At 71.2% G+C, this 13,631-nt stretch carries 13 protein-coding genes; 7 read left to right on the top strand and 6 right to left on the bottom strand.

Going from position 1 to position 13,631, the window contains the following annotated elements:
• Positions 1-4 precede the first annotated feature (4 nt).
• From OVA21_RS16235 to OVA21_RS16225, 3 genes are all read right to left on the bottom strand, one after another.
• The gene (locus OVA21_RS16235; protein WP_268092862.1) at positions 5-415 is read right to left on the bottom strand and encodes an ArsR/SmtB family transcription factor; all 411 of its coding nucleotides are present in this window, start codon (positions 413-415) and stop codon (positions 5-7) included.
• Positions 412-900 (bottom strand): SRPBCC domain-containing protein, encoded by a 489-nt coding sequence (locus OVA21_RS16230; RefSeq protein WP_268092861.1) that lies wholly within the window; start codon positions 898-900, stop codon positions 412-414. Before OVA21_RS16230 ends, OVA21_RS16235 begins: the two co-directional genes overlap by 4 nt.
• 149 nt (positions 901-1,049) lie before the next feature.
• On the bottom strand, positions 1,050-2,024 hold the full coding sequence (locus OVA21_RS16225) for an SDR family NAD(P)-dependent oxidoreductase (RefSeq protein ID WP_268092860.1): 975 nt from the start codon (positions 2,022-2,024) through the stop codon (positions 1,050-1,052).
• Positions 2,025-2,184: 160 nt separating this feature from the next.
• On the opposite strand from OVA21_RS16225, the gene OVA21_RS16220 reads away from it, so the two are divergent.
• The 3 genes from OVA21_RS16220 to OVA21_RS16210 all read left to right on the top strand — a co-directional run bounded on the left by OVA21_RS16220 (position 2,185) and on the right by OVA21_RS16210 (position 5,494).
• On the top strand, positions 2,185-3,399 hold the full coding sequence (locus tag OVA21_RS16220) for a lipase family protein (RefSeq protein ID WP_096906385.1): 1,215 nt from the start codon (positions 2,185-2,187) through the stop codon (positions 3,397-3,399).
• Between the two features lie 278 nt (positions 3,400-3,677).
• Positions 3,678-4,547, top strand: a complete 870-nt coding sequence (locus OVA21_RS16215; protein ID WP_120285743.1) for an alpha/beta fold hydrolase — start codon at positions 3,678-3,680, stop codon at positions 4,545-4,547.
• 89 nt (positions 4,548-4,636) lie between these two features.
• Entirely contained in the window at positions 4,637-5,494 is an 858-nt protein-coding gene (locus OVA21_RS16210; RefSeq protein ID WP_268092859.1) for a hypothetical protein, read from the top strand.
• 23 nt (positions 5,495-5,517) lie between these two features.
• On the opposite strand, the gene OVA21_RS16205 is transcribed toward OVA21_RS16210, so the two are convergent.
• Complete coding sequence (locus OVA21_RS16205; protein WP_268092858.1) at positions 5,518-6,240, bottom strand: methyltransferase domain-containing protein; 723 nt, start codon at positions 6,238-6,240, stop codon at positions 5,518-5,520.
• Positions 6,241-6,637: 397 nt separating this feature from the next.
• On the opposite strand from OVA21_RS16205, the gene OVA21_RS16200 reads away from it, so the two are divergent.
• Positions 6,638-7,993, top strand: coding sequence for a lipase family protein (locus tag OVA21_RS16200; RefSeq protein ID WP_268092857.1), 1,356 nt, complete (start codon positions 6,638-6,640; stop codon positions 7,991-7,993).
• Positions 7,994-8,050: 57 nt separating this feature from the next.
• Here OVA21_RS16200 and OVA21_RS16195 read toward each other — a convergent pair whose 3' ends face one another.
• A complete protein-coding gene (locus OVA21_RS16195; RefSeq protein WP_268092856.1) occupies positions 8,051-8,485 on the bottom strand; it encodes a nuclear transport factor 2 family protein in 435 nt (144 codons plus the stop codon).
• Between the two features lie 24 nt (positions 8,486-8,509).
• Between OVA21_RS16195 and OVA21_RS16190 the strand changes: the two genes are divergently transcribed.
• The 3 genes from OVA21_RS16190 to OVA21_RS16180 are packed head-to-tail and all read left to right on the top strand — an operon-like array spanning position 8,510 to position 10,361.
• On the top strand, positions 8,510-9,040 hold the full coding sequence (locus OVA21_RS16190; RefSeq protein WP_096906391.1) for a nuclear transport factor 2 family protein: 531 nt from the start codon (positions 8,510-8,512) through the stop codon (positions 9,038-9,040).
• A complete protein-coding gene (locus OVA21_RS16185; protein ID WP_268092855.1) occupies positions 9,037-9,933 on the top strand; it encodes an SDR family NAD(P)-dependent oxidoreductase in 897 nt (298 codons plus the stop codon). Before OVA21_RS16190 ends, OVA21_RS16185 begins: the two co-directional genes overlap by 4 nt.
• 2 nt (positions 9,934-9,935) lie before the next feature.
• Entirely contained in the window at positions 9,936-10,361 is a 426-nt protein-coding gene (locus OVA21_RS16180; protein WP_268092854.1) for a hypothetical protein, read from the top strand.
• A 157-nt stretch (positions 10,362-10,518) separates the two neighbouring features.
• Here the strand turns inward: OVA21_RS16180 and OVA21_RS16175 are convergent, their stop codons facing one another.
• Positions 10,519-13,554 carry a leucine--tRNA ligase gene (locus OVA21_RS16175; protein WP_268092853.1) on the bottom strand — a complete coding sequence of 1,012 codons (3,036 nt, stop codon included), beginning with the start codon at positions 13,552-13,554 and terminating at the stop codon, positions 10,519-10,521.
• Positions 13,555-13,631: the final 77 nt, after the last annotated feature.

The following is a 13,631-nucleotide window of genomic DNA, read 5'->3' as shown; positions in this document are numbered from 1 at the left end:
GCGGTCACTCCGCGCGCCGGGAGTGCTCGGCGTGTTCGGTGCGCTCGGCGTGCTCAGCGCGCTGCTTGACCAGGGCGAGCCTGCGATCCCAGCCCCGGGACACCGCGCCGAGCAGATCGGAGATCTCGCGGATCCGATCGGGCCGGACCGCATGAACCTGCCGTCGCTGCTGTGGGCTCGCGATGACGAGCCCGGAGTCCACCAGTATTCGCAGATGCTTGGCCACCGCCTGCCTGCTGATCCCGAGGTCGGCGGCCACCGCGCCGGCGTCGTCCGGCCGATCGGCCAGACGGACGAGGATGCGGCGGCGGGTCCGGTCGGCGAGAGCGGCAAAGACGCCGTCCGCCTCGGGCGCGAGCAGGCCCGACAGCCCCTCCCCCTCGGCCTCGCGGGAGTCGGTGGGGACGTCGCTCACGCCTGATCCTCCGCCCGGCGCCGGGCGAGGTCGAGTTCGGTCGCCCACCCGGCGGAGTTCTCCTCGAACCGCTGGCGGCGCACCACTGCGTCGCTGCTCAGGCCGGCGAATCCGGTCTCCCGCACCGTGAGCACCACGCCGGAACCCTGCGGCTCGACGGTGAACTCGATCGTGTTGGACGGGAACTCGTCGACGCTGCCGACCTGCCCGCCCAGCCAGCGGAACACCGCCCGGCGGGGCGGGTCCAGCTCGACGGTGCGGATGCTGAACTCGCCGTGCACCGGGTCCACCACGCGCGAGACGTCCCCCTCGGTGGTGATCTCGTGCTCGGTCCACTCGCCGTCGTTGATGAACCATCCCGGTTCCGAGACGATGCCCCACACGGTCTGCGCCTCGGCGTCGATGCGGATGCTGCGGACGATCTCGTCCGGCACGTCGTCGGTCGTAGCGGCGGGGCTGGTTCCGGCCGTTCGGTTCTCGCTCATCGGGCTTCCTTCCCTCACGGTGCGTTCCGCTCGGTGGATGCTGGGTCGCGGGGTGCACCTGTGCTTCCACGTTGGCACGCGCACAGCCGTAGTGCAACCCCTTGGTTGCACTAACCCTCGGACGAGCCCGCGGGCTGCCCGCGGCGGCCTCAGTCCGTCGCCGTCTCCGCCGCGGCGAACTCCCAGAAGCGCTCCGCGATCGCCAGGTCCGATGCCTCGGCGCTGCGTCCGATGAGCGTCGGCATCCCCCGCAGGTGCCGCATCGCGTCCGGCCCGGTGTAGCTGCACGGCGGCAGCGGACGGGTCGCGGCGAACATCGTCGTGAGCGCGGCCTGCGCGGCGGGCTGGGCGAAGAGCGAACACACGCCGGTCACCACCCGGTCGATCGCCGCGTTGCCGGTGGCGTTCGAGATCCCCGTGGCCGCCCAGCCGGGGTGGGTGAGCTGCACGTCCACCCCCACCGCCGCCGCCTCGGCCCTCCCGTCCCGCAGCCGCTGATCCAGCGCCAGGCCCCACAGCATGTCGCCGAGCTTGGACTGGGCGTAGGCCGCGGCGGGGGTCCACCGTCGACGGCGAAAATGCGGGTCATCGACATCGAAGGATCCACTCTTGTGGGCGTTGGACGCGACGATCACCACCCGTCGCCGCACCAGCGGCAACAGCAGGTTCGTCAGCAGGAACGGGCCCAGCACGTTGACGCCGAGAAGCATCTCGAACCCGTCGGCGGTCTCGCACCGGCGCGGGCTTATGGCGCCGGCGTTGTTGACCAGCACGTCGATCTGCTCGACCTCCCCGTCGGCTTTCTCGCCGGCCACCCTGCCGATCTGCCCGCCGATCTGCCCGCCGACCCGCCCTTCCGCGTCGCCACCACCGACGCCGGTCAGCTCGCCCGCCGCCCGACGGACGCTCTCGAGCGAGGCGAGGTCGACCTCCACCACCCGGGTTTCACCGGGCAACCGCGCCGCCACCTGCCGCCCGCGCTCGGTGTCACGGACGGCGAGGATCACCCGCGCTCCCGCCCGGGACGCCGCCCTGGCCGTCTCCAACCCGACCCCGCTCGTCGCGCCGGTGATGAGCCAGGTCTGTCCGGCGAGGTCAGGGATGTCGATCGTCTCCTCAGGCACCGTCGCAGCCCACGACGCTCCCGCGTGGAATTCGGCCGTCGCCACGGACAGGCCGGCCGTAGCCGCGGGGGCGGATCGGCCGACGGGGCTCCCGCCGAGCTCTCGCCGGGGCATCGTCAACAGCCCCGAAGCGGGGCGAGGAACCGACTACCCTCCGGGTATGAACTCCCTCACTCCTCGGCGCTCCCCGCGGACGCTCACGGTGGCGGCAGCGGCCCTCGTCGTCGTCGCTTCCCTCACCGCTCCGACCGCGAACGCGCAGCCCGCGCCCAACCCCGAGCCCACCTGGTCCGGGCTCGACACCCGCGAATGGAACCTACCCGTCCCCTCCCCCGGCGTCGCCGCGGCGACGGTCCCGCTCGACCCGGCCCTCTCGCTGCCGCAGGCCGGGCGGGCGGTGCGGCAGGCGTACGGGACGGTCGACCAGCACGGCCGCACCGCGATCGCCACGTCCGCCGTGTTCCTCCCGCACGGAACCCCGCCCCCCGGCGGCTGGCCCGTCGTGGCGTGGGCGCACGGCACGACCGGCCTCGGCGACGACTGCGCTCCGTCCACCCAGCCACGCTCCGAGCGCGACGCCGACTACCTCGGCCACTGGCTGGACCGCGGATACGCCGTGGTGGCCGCGGATTACGTGGGACTCGGCACCCCCGGGCTGCTCAGCTACCTCAACGGGCAGGCGGCCGCAAGCGGGATCGTCGACTCGATCACCGCGGCGCGAGCAGACGGACTGCCGCTGTCCGCCAGGTGGGGACTCGTCGGGCAGTCGCAGGGCGCCGGCGCCGCACTCGTCACCGCGACCCGTGCCACCGCACTGGGCGCGCCGGCGGGCCTCGACTACCGGGGCGTCGTGGCGACCGGCGCGCCGGCGAACATAGAGCACTTGTTCCAGTGGGGCGGCCCCGGATTCCCGCCGGTGAACCTCCCGACCGGGCTCAACCTGTACGCGATGTACATCCTCGCCGGGTTCCGCGACCAGCACCCGGAGCTCGACATCAACGGGCTCCTCACACCGCAGGGTCGCGAGATGGTCGACGCCGCCGAGACGCTCTGCTACTCCGCGATGCGGGAGAAGGTCGGCGGCTTCCAGGTTTCGCAGGCGCTGGCGCGGCCACTGCAGGAGATCCCCGACGTCTTCGGACACCTCCGCCGCTACATGGGCACGCCGGCAATGGGCTACGACCGGCCCGTGTTCCTCGGCCAGGGGCTGCTCGACATGGACGTGCCCGCCCCCTCGGCGCTGTCACTGGCTGCGGAGATGTCCCTCAACGCGCAGCCGCTCGAGCTGCACGTCTACCCGGACCGGGACCACAGCGGGACCGTTTACGCCGCCATCCCGGACGCCACCGCGTTCCTCGACCGGGTCATGAGGTGACGCCGGGGTGACGAGCCCGGGGTGGCCAAGCGGTCATCGCCACCCACATCTACACCGACCGTCCATATGTGGCACTTCATAAATGCTGGCCAGCGTCAACGGCGTTAGTGCAGCCGGCGTGACACCCGTCATAATTGTTACCGACTTGTCACCCAGCGCGATTTCAGGTTAGAGTTTCGCCATCGCCGCGCGGGGATGTTTCAGGGACTCCCCGCGCGGCTGACTTAATTTCGGACGACGGTGGGATTCCTAGAACGTGTTCTAGTAGCGTGGGGGGCATGAGCGCCCTCGACTTCGAGTCCACCAGCAAGACCATCACCGCCGGCCGCTTCGAGCTGCACTACCACGAGGCGGGCGAGCAGAGCGTCGCCGAGCCCGAGAGCGCGGTCCCCGTCCTCTTCCTGCACGGATCCGGCCCCGGCGTGACCGCGTGGTCCAACTTCGCCGGCAACTTCCCCGTCTTCGCCGAGCGTTTCCACACCATCCTGCTGGACATGCCGGGATTCGGGAAGAGCTCCGACCTGGAGTGGGAGAAGGCCTACCCGCTCATCGCCGCCGAGGCTATCGACGCGTTCTGCGAGGCCAAGGGCATCGAGAAGGTCGACATCATCGGTAACTCCATGGGCGGCAACGTCGCCTGCGAGACCGCTCTGGCCTACCCGCACCGGGTCCGCAAGATGGCGCTCATGGGCCCCGGCGGCCTGGCTGCTCCCCTGTTCACGCCCGAGCCGAGCGAGGGATCGCGTCGGCTGTTCGAATTCCTCGCGGAGCCGTCCGACAAGGCCATGGCGGCCTGGGTCGACACGATGGTCGGCAACAAGAAGGTCGTGGACGAGGACCTAATCCGCGCCCGAACCGAGGCCGCCACCGCCCCGGGCGCCGTCGAGCGGATGTACTCCGTGTTCGGCTCGATCCTCAAGCCCGAAAACGCCTACACGCCGCTGTACGCCCGCGCCTCGCAGATCCGGCAGGAGACCATGCTCATCTGGGGCCGCGACGACCGCATGCTCCCCTACGAGCAGGCCCACTTCGCCTTCCGCCAGCTCCCGCGCGCCGAGCTCCACGCCTTCTCCCGCTGTGGCCACTGGGCGATGATCGAGCAGAAGGACAAGTTCGAGCGCCTGGTGATCGACTTCCTGCTCAACTGACCCGGCGGCATCGCGGGCTGGGCGGCGGTGCGGGCGCGGTGGCCGGTCGCGGCAGTGCTGCGGCAGGGGCGAGGCGTTAGCCTCGGGCCATGACCGACACGCCGCAGCCCGACCAGCCCGCCGTCGACCCGCAGACCGGCGAGGACCTGTCGTGGAAGCAGACCCCGGTGGCGATCGTCCTGCTCGACCGGCCCGCCCCCGGCCACGACGAGGTCGGTGAACTCCTCACCGAGATCTTCGAGGGGTCGTACGAGGTCGAGCGGGGCACCGACGACGACCCCGCCACCGCCGTCTACGTCGAGGACGCGACGGTCATCGTGTCCGCGGTCGACGCGCCGGTGCCGGAAGCCATCGAGTACACGCGTGACCTGGCCGCCTGGAACGGCGGTGAGGCCGTGGTGGAGTCGCACCGGTCCCAGGTCGTCGTGGCCGCGTTCCGGTGGGGACCGATCGGGGACGACGGCGAGCCGGGCGAACCCGAGTACCTGGACCCCCGGCTCGACACGCTCCGTTGCGAGCTGGCGGTTGCGAACGTCACGGCGGCCCTGACCGCGCTGCCCGGCGCGGTGGCCGTGAGCGTGGGCGGCGCCGCGGCGACCCTGCCGGCCGGCCCGTACCGCGATCTCGTGACGGGCAACCCCGTGCCGGCACCGGCGCTCGTCGGGGTGCGGGCCGGGATGCAGACCGAGACCACCTCGTGCGTCTACACCAGTGGGATGGGCCGATTCGGTCGCATGGACCTCGAGCGACTCGACGTGGACGCTCCGCCCGCGGCCGTCTACGCCGAGATGTGCAACCTCGTGGCCTACTCGCTGGCCACCGGGACGATTTTCCAGCCCGGCCTGACCCTCGAGGTGGGCGGCCCACAGCCGCTCGTCGCCACCGCCGGGGTCTCACCGTTCACCGGGCAGGAGATCCTCCGGTTGGCACCCGCCGACCAACCGTGAACCCCGCCGGCCGGCCGTGAACCCTAGGGGCGCTGGCGGCCGTTCCGCTCGACGACCAACCGCGTGGTGGCGGCCAGCTGGAACGGCCGGATCACCGGCTCGATGCGGCTGATCAGCCGCTCCTTCTTGAGCTTGGCGATCACACAGCGCACCAGTTCCGGCAACGGGTTCCCGGCGTGGTCGACCAGCGGGTAGATCCGCACCTCCGGCGCGACGCGGGCCATCTCCACGATCGCGTCGACATGGTCGGCCAGATCCATGCGGTCGGCGTAGGTGAACAGCAGGTGCGAGCACAGCACCAGGTCGGCCGAGTCGTCGGCGAGAGGGAGCGAGGGAAGAGCCCCGGCCACATACCGCTCGGGGGCGGTGGCCAGGTGGCCCAGCATCCGGTCGGCCGCCGAGCGGCGGATGACCTCGTGCCCCACGACCCCGCCGCGGACGTCCCAGTCATAGTCGAACTCACGCGCGTGCTTCTGCGCCAGGGACCGCTCGACGTCCTCGAGGATCCGGCCGCGGAGGTCGTCCGCGCCGAGCGCGTACTGCGGGTCCACCGCGACGGCGTCGCCACCCGCCGCACAGATCTCGGCCACCGCGCTGGCCGCGCCACCGGGGCAGTCAACGATGCGCCCCTTCAGGTCGGCCTCGTCCAGGCCGAACATATCGGTGTACTCGTCCAGCGACCGTGCACTGACGAGGACGTCGGTGTCCTCGAGCGCGTGGAAGGTGGTGTGGGGACTTGCGGTCACCTGGGGACTCTCCTGAAGTCGGCTGGCCCGGTCCTGTTCCGGGCCGTGGGGTCTGAATCGTTAACCCGGGTTCCGTCGGAGACCGCCTCGCATGGCGGATGCGGCCCGACCGATCCCGGCGGGCCCTCGCATCGTCGGTACTACGCCAAGACGGCGTGGGCGATGCGGGACCACGTCGGTCCGCCTCGCCAGCACATCAGCACGTCTTTGGGCACGCTCTCACCGTAACAGCGGGGTCGGACACCGGCCACCGGGAAGTTCACGGTGTTCAGGAGGGGCTGCCAGACGAGGGACCGGACGGCCGTGAGGTGGGACACACCTACGACTCGACACGCGTTAGGGTTCTGCCCCATCGGCGCGGGTCCCCTGCCGCGCGGTCTCGACCACGGGAGCATTCGTGAGAACACCGTCCAGCCGGCGCACATCATCCGGACCATTCACCGTCGCCGGAGCCCTCGCGCTGGGTGTCGCGGTCGGGCTGGCCCCCGCCCTGGCCCTTGTCGGCGCCCCCGAGGCCGCCGCCCAGGGGTCGTCCACCGCGCCGGATCGCACCGCGTTCTACGTCCCGCCGGCCGAGCTCCCCGCCGACCCGGGCGCGATCATCCGCACCCAGCCGATGACCATCACGCCGAGCCTGCCCGATGTGATGAACGGCGGTGCGCTGCCCGCCGACGCCCAGCGGATCATGTACCGCTCCACCGGCGCCGCGGGCGGTCCGATCGCCGTCACCGGCACGTTCCTGCAGCCCGAGGCACCCTGGACCGGCCCCGGGCCGCGCCCGCTCGCGGTGGTGACGCCCGGAACGCAGGGGCAGGGCGACCAGTGCGCGCCGTCGCGCTCCATGGAGGTGGGCCTGGGTATCCAGACCGCGCCCCCGTCGATGGCCGCCGGGTACGCGATCATCGACGCGCTCACGATGGTGATGGAAGGCTTCGCCGTCGTCGTCACCGACTACGAGGGGCTCGGCACGCCCGGCCACCACCCGTACGTCAACCGCGACTCCCAGGGCCGGTCGGCCCTCGACGCCGCCCGCGCGGCGGTGCGGCTTCCCGGCACGGACCTCGCGCCCGACTCCAAGACCGTGGTCAGCGGCTACTCGCAGGGCGGTGGCGCCGCCGCCGCGGCCGGGGAGATGCAGCCGGACTACGCACCCGACGTGAACCTGGTCGGCATCGCGGCGGGAGCGCCGCCGTCCGACATGCTCGGCACGCTCGACCGCGTGGACGGCGGACTGCTCACTGGCGCGGTGGGATACGCGATCAACGGCATCCTGCAGGTCCACCCCGAGCTGCGTACGGCATTCGACCGACATCTCAACGCCGAGGGCCAGCGCATGCTCGAGGTGACCGCCGGGCAGTGCGTCGCCGAGACCGCCTTCGCCTACGGCCTGAAGCGCACGAACGAGTTCACCGTGGACGGCCGCTCGCTCGGCGACGCCGCCCGGTCGGAGCCGGAGATCGTCCGGGTGCTCGAGGGCTACAACCTGGGCAGGGTCGCGCCGGCGGTGCCGGCGCTGGTCATGATCGGCAGGAACGACGACGTCGTCCCGCACCACACGGCCGTCGACCTCGTCCGCGACTGGTGCGAACAGGGCACCACCGTGGAGCTGCGGACGGCCGAGGTGCCGTCGATCGCCCCCGGCCTGGTGATCGACCACGCCATCCCGATGCTCTCCGAGCGGTCCACGAACGCCCGCTACCTCCTGGACCGCGTCCTCGACCGCCCGGCGACGAGTTCCTGCGGGACCGTCTGAGGCGGCCGGCGCGAACCGGGCCGGGCCGGGGCCGGGCCGGGGCCGGCCCACCCCGGCTCAGGGCAGGTTGTGGTGGAACGCCTGCTGCTGGCTGAGGCGGGAAATCCGCCAGCCGTCGCCGGAGCGGACGAAGTCGAGGAGGTACCAGAGCCCGTAGAAGAACACCTGCTGGTCCTTCTCCTCCACCGGCTTCAGCGCCATCGGGTTGAAGCACATGCAGCGCCCGGTGGCCGAGTCGCCGTCAAGACGGACCTCGAGGTTGCCCATGAGGTGCTGTGTGGCGGCGAAGATCGGCAACATCTCGGCCAACCACGCGCGCACCGCCGGGTAGTCGTCCTCCGGGCCGCCGGACGCGGCGTAGCTCACCCGGGCGTCCGGGGTGAACACCGTGTCCAGCCCGTCGAAGTCCCGCGAATCGATGCAGGTCGCGTACGTGGTCATGAGGTCCTGCAGGTCCCAGCGGTCGGATAGTTCGGCCAGTGTTCGGCTCATGCTCCCTACGCTAACGTGAGCCCTATGCAGTACGAGGAGGAAGTCCGCGCCCGCGAGGCGATCGAACAGCTCAAGTACCGGTACTGGCGGGCCTGTGACGCCAAGGATCCCGAGGGCTTCCGGTCCTGCTTCGTGGCCTCCGGTGGCGTGCTGGACTTCGGCCCCCTGGGGCGGACCGACCCGGACACGATGGTCGGGATCTTCCGCCAGATCGCGCTGGCGACCGCCTCCGACGGCGGCCCGCGGATCCTCGACATGCACCACGGCTTCATGCCGTCTATCAGCGTGCAGGGCGGCGGGCCGAGCAGCCCGCCGCAGCGCGCCACCGGCACCTGGACCCTGCAGTTCCGCCAGGTGGACCGCGAGAAGGGCACCGAGACGCTCTCCACCGGCGAGTACTCGGATGCGTATGTCATCGAGGACGGCCGCTGGGTGATGGCCGAATGCCTGTTCACCCCGGGCTGGTCGGTCACCCGCACCCTCGACGACGCCACCGTGACCTACCCCGAGGTCCACACCGTCCCGGGGGCCGCCACCGCCGGAGCGGACTCGTGAGCGCCCGCGTCGCCCTGGTGACCGGTGGCAGCCGCGGCGTCGGACGCGGGGTGGCCACCGCACTCGCGCAGGCCGGGTGGACGGTCTACGTGACCGGCCGGTCCGCCGAGCGCCTGCAGGGCACGATCGACGCGGCCTCCGGCGCCGCGGGCGAGATCCGCCCACTCGAATGCGACCACTCCCGGGATGACGAGATCGTCGCCGTCGTCGCCCGGATCGCCGAGCAGGCCGGACGCCTGGACCTGCTGGTCAACAACGTGTGGACCAACCCCAAGGGCTTCATGGGGTTCACCGGCAAGTTCTGGGAGCGGCCCGCCGGCGACTGGGACGCCCTCATGGGCGTCGGTCTGCGCGCGCACTACGTCGCCAGCTGCGAGGCCGCCAAGGTGATGGTGCCGCAGGGCTCCGGGCTGATGGTGAGCATCTCGTCGTTCGGTTCTCGCGCACCGTTCCACACCGTGCTCTACGGGATGAGCAAGACCGCCCTCGACAAAATGGCCTCCGACATGGCGCACGAACTCGCCGGCACCGGGGTCTCCACCCTCTCGCTGTGGTTGGGCCTCATCCGCACGGAACTGCTGCTGTCGCTGGGGATGGACGACTTCAACGGCTTCCCGCTGGACCGCGCCGAGGACCCCACCTTCGTCGGACGGGTCATCGCCGCCCTCGCCGAGGACCCCGACCTGACCCGGATAAGCGGCTCGACCGTCATCACCGCCGAGTACGGGCGCGAGAAGGGAATAAGGAACGACGACGGCGAGGTGCCCTTGTCGCACCGCGGTGCTTTCGGCGGGGGTCCGCTCTTCCCGCCGGTGACCGACGAGCAGCTGGGTCTGGACACGGTGGACGAGGTGGCCGCGGCGGGCGGTCACAACGGGTTCGGCGGGCGGTAGGGATGACGTCCGGCGACCACGGGAACCGCAGCGACGGCGGGGACCACAGCGCCCACGGGGACTTCGACGACCCGCTCGAACGCCTCGAGCGGAACGAGCGGCAGGCCAACCAGGCCTTTCGGTACGTACTGCTGTCGATCGTCGCGATCGTGGTCATGGCGACCGTGATCGTGATGCTGGAGGGCGGGATTGACGAGGAGTGCACGGACGAGGGGGCGCTGTGTATGACCGCCGACCGCGTCGAGGTGGTCGTCCTGCCGCTGCTGCTGTCGGTCATCCTGGCGGTGACGGCGGGCGTGACGACCTACCGGCGGTGGAAGCAGCGCGTCCGGTGGCGGCCGTGGCTGTTCGCGACCTACGCGATGTGGATGGTCACCACTGCGTACCTCATCGTCTCCTCTTCGGCGGTGTTCGTCCGGGCCGGCTGAGGGCGGCCACTTCCCTAAAGACCTCGCCCACGCACAAAAGCCGCTATCCGGATTCCGGATCGGCTACCCGCACGGGAATAGCGAATCCGGAATCCGGGTAGCGGATTCGGGGCCGGGCCGGGGCCAGGTCGGACAAGCCAGCCGCATCGCCCAGCCCTCAGGGGACGATGTTGACCATCTTGCCCGGCACCACGATGACCTTCCTGGGCGCCGCGCCGGCGAGGTTCTCCTGCACCTTGGCATCTGCCAGGGCCGCGGCCTCGACATCAGCGGGCGTGGCGTCGGCGGGAACGGTGATGCGCGAGCGCACCTTGCCCTTGATCTGCACCGGGTACTCGACGGAGTCCTCGACCAGGTAGGACTCGTCGTGCTCGGGGAACGGCCCGTGGGCGAGCGACCCGGTGTGCCCGAGCCGCGACCACAGTTCCTCGGCCAGGTGCGGGGCGACGGGCGCCACCATGAGCACCAGCGGCTCGACGACCGAGCGCGGCGCGCCCGGCCCCTCGGTCGGGTACGTCTTGGTCAGGGTGTTGACGTACTCGATGAGCTTGGCGATCGCGGTGTTGTCGCGCAGGCCGGCGAAGTCGTCGCGGACCCCGGCGATGGTCTTGTGCAGCGCCTTGAGCACGTCCTCACCCGGCGCGCCGCCCGCCGACTCGGTGTCGGTGACGCGGACCTCGCCGGTGTTCTCGTCGATCACCACGCGCCACAGCCGCTGCAGGAAGCGGTGCGCGCCCACGACGTCCTTGGTGGCCCAGGGCCGGGAGGTGTCGAGCGGGCCCATGGACATCTCGTATACGCGCAGGGTGTCGGCGCCGTAGGAGTCGCAGATCTCGTCCGGGGAGACGGAGTTCTTGAGCGACTTGCCCATCTTCCCGTACTCCTGGGTGACCTCGACCTCGGCGCCGCCGTCCCCGGCAGCGGGGTCGGTCCAGTAGAACTTCCCGTCGCGCTCGGTCACCTCGGCCGCCGGCACGTAGACGCCACGGGCGTCGGTGTAGGCGAAGGCCTGGATGTAGCCCTGGTTGTACAGGCGTCGGTAGGGCTCCTCGCTGGTGACGTGGCCAAGGTCAAACAGCACCTTGTGCCAGAAGCGGGAGTAGAGCAGGTGCAGCACGGCGTGCTCGACGCCGCCGACGTAGAGGTCGACGCCGCCCGGGTCGTTCGCGCCGTGGGTCTCGGGCCGGGGCCCGGTCCAGTAGCGCTCGTTCTCCAGTGCGCACAGCTGCTCGGAGTTGGTGGGGTCGATGTAGCGCAGCTGGTACCAGCTCGAGCCGGCCCAGTTGGGCATGACGTTGGCGTCGCGGGTGTAGGTCTGCAGGCCGTCCCCGAGGTCGAGCTCGACGGTCATCCAGTCGGTGGCCTTGGCCAGCGGCGGGGACGGCACGGAGTCGGCGTCGTCGGGGTCGAACGAGACGGGCTTGTAGTCCTCGACCTCGGGCAGCTCGACGGGCAGCAGCTCGTCGGGCAGGGCGTGGGGCACACCGTCGGAGTCGTAGACCACCGGGAACGGCTCGCCCCAGTAGCGCTGGCGGGCGAACAGCCAGTCGCGCAGCTTGTACTGGATGGTGCCCTCGCCGGTGCCCTGGCCCTCGAGCCACGCGATGGTGGCGGCCTTGGCCTCGTCCACGGCCAGCCCGTCGAGCACCAGCCCGCCGGAGTTGGTGGAGTTCACGGCCACGCCGTCGCCGGTGAAGGCCTCGGCCTGCACGTCGATCTCCGAGCCGTCCGCCGGCGCCACGACCTGCACGATGGGCAGTCCGAAGGCTCCTGCGAACTCGTGGTCGCGAGCGTCGTGGCCGGGCACGGCCATGATCGCGCCGGTGCCGTAGCCCATGAGCACGTAGTCGGCGACGAACACGGGGATCTGCTCGCCGTTGACCGGGTTGATGGCGTGGGCGCCGAGGAAGACGCCGGTCTTCTCCTTGTTCTCCTGGCGTTCCAGGTCGGTCTTCTGCGCTGCGCGCCGGCGATACTCCATCACGGCCTCGGCGGGCGAGGAGTGGCCGCCGGTCCAGCGCTCGTCGAGCCCGCCCCCGGCGCCCGCACCGCCCGCGCCGGTCTCCGGCCAGAACGGGCCGGCCAGCTCGTCGACCAGCGGATGCTCGGGCGACAGGACCATGTAGGTGGCGCCGAAGAGGGTGTCGGGGCGGGTGGTGAACACCTCGATGGACTGGTCCGCCACGGCGAAGCGGACGCGGGCGCCCTGCGAGCGGCCGATCCAGTTGCGCTGCATGGACTTGACCTTGTCGGTCCAGTCGAGGCGGTCGAGATCGTCGACCAGCCGGTCGGCGTAGGCGGTGATCCGCATCATCCACTGGCTCAGGTTCTTGCGGAAGACGGGGAAGTTGCCGCGCTCGGAGCGGCCCTCGGCGGTGACCTCCTCGTTGGCCAGGACGGTGCCCAGCCCGGGGCACCAGTTGACCGTGGAGTCGGAGAGGTACACCAGCCGGTGGGCGTCGAGGACCTTCTCCTGCTCGGCGCGTGAGAGCTCGGCCCAGTCGCGGCCGGCGTACTCGCCCGGCAGGGGGCGGGAACCGGAGACGAACTGCTCGACCAGCTCCGCGATGGGCCGGGCGCGGCCGGTGCGGGTGGGGTGCTCGCCGCCGTCGATCGCGCGGGCGGGGGCCTCGGGGTCGTACCAGGAGCCGTGGATCTGCAGGAAGATCCACTGGGTCCAGCGGTAGAAGTCGGTGTCGGTGGTGGCGAACACGCGGCGGCGGTCGTGGCCCAGGCCGAGGCGGCCGAGCTGGCGCTCCATGTTGGCGATGTTGGCCTCGGTGGTCACGCGCGGGTGCTGACCGGTCTGGACGGCGTACTGCTCGGCGGGCAGGCCGAAGGCGTCGTAGCCCAGGGTGTGCAGGACGTTGGTGCCGAGCATGCGGTTGTAGCGGGCGAAGACGTCCGTGGCGATGTAGCCGAGCGGGTGGCCGACGTGCAGGCCGGCGCCCGACGGGTAGGGGAACATGTCCTGGACGAAGAGCTTGTCCTCGGGCGGGGCGGCGCCGTCCGGGTCGGCGAGGGGGCCGACGGGGTTCGGGGCCTCGAACGTGCCGCGCTCGGCCCATTCGGTCTGCCAGCGCGACTCGATCTCCCCGGCCAACCCGGCTCCGTAGCGGTGGGCCGGTCCGGTGTCGGACTGCGGTCCGGTCTCGGACTGCACGCCGGTGACGGTCTGGTCGCTGCTGCTCACGGTTGTCTGCTCTCCCTGGTATCGCCGGTGCCCACACGCAGGCGGTGTCCAGCCTAAACCCTGGGGCGGGTCGGGCC

Source organism: Dietzia sp. SL131 (assembly GCF_026672565.1).
Classification (GTDB): Bacteria; Actinomycetota; Actinomycetes; order Mycobacteriales; family Mycobacteriaceae; genus Dietzia; species Dietzia kunjamensis.
This window is presented reverse-complemented; position numbering and strand designations above follow the sequence as displayed.